The organism is Massilia sp. 2TAF26 (assembly GCF_052115005.1).
GTDB lineage: Bacteria > Pseudomonadota > Gammaproteobacteria > Burkholderiales > Burkholderiaceae_D > Telluria.
The window spans coordinates 1-742 of record NZ_JBFRFV010000081.1 but is presented as its reverse complement, the minus strand read 5'-3'; the positions used below and the strand labels follow the sequence as shown (position 1 = coordinate 742).

The window sequence follows — 742 nt, the reverse complement described above, 5'->3', positions numbered from 1 at the left end:
ACGACCTCGAACAGGTCGCCGACGATGCCGTAATCGGCCACCGAGAAGATCGGCGCTTCCGGATCCTTGTTGATGGCGACGATGGTCTTCGAGTCCTTCATGCCGGCCAGGTGCTGGATGGCGCCCGAGATGCCGACCGCGATGTACAGCTGCGGCGCGACGATCTTGCCGGTCTGGCCGACCTGCCAGTCGTTCGGCACGTAGCCGGCGTCCACTGCCGCGCGCGATGCGCCCATGGCGGCGCCCAGCTTGTCGGCCAGCGGTTCCAGGATCTTGAAGTTCTCGCCCGAACCCATGCCGCGGCCGCCCGAGACGACGATCTTGGCGCCGGTCAGTTCCGGACGGTCCGACTTGGCCAGCTCGCGCCCCACAAAAGAAGATTTGCCGGAATCGGCAACCGCCGGCACGTTCTCGACGGCGGCCGAGCCACCTTCGCTTGCTGCGGCGTCGAAGCCGGTGCCGCGCACGGTGATCACTTTCACCTTGTCGCTGGACTGCACGATGGCGATGGCGTTACCGGCGTAGATCGGACGCTCGAAGGTATCCGGGGCGTCGACCTTGGTGATTTCCGAGATCTGGGCCACGTCCAGCCTGGCGGCCACGCGCGGCAGGATGTTCTTGCCGTAGGCCGAAGCCGGGGCCAGGATGTGCGAGTACGAACCGGCCACCGCCAGGATCTGCTCGGCGACGTTCTCGGCCAGGCCGTCGGCGAAATGCGGCGCATCGGCGACCAGCACTTTCG

General features: G+C 66.7%; 1 protein-coding gene. It reads right to left on the bottom strand.

Annotated elements, in window-relative coordinates; genetic code table 11:
- Positions 1–742, bottom strand: a 742-nt coding sequence (locus AB4Z32_RS27495; RefSeq protein ID WP_442124989.1) for an electron transfer flavoprotein subunit alpha/FixB family protein, incomplete at both ends; no start/stop codon positions are given.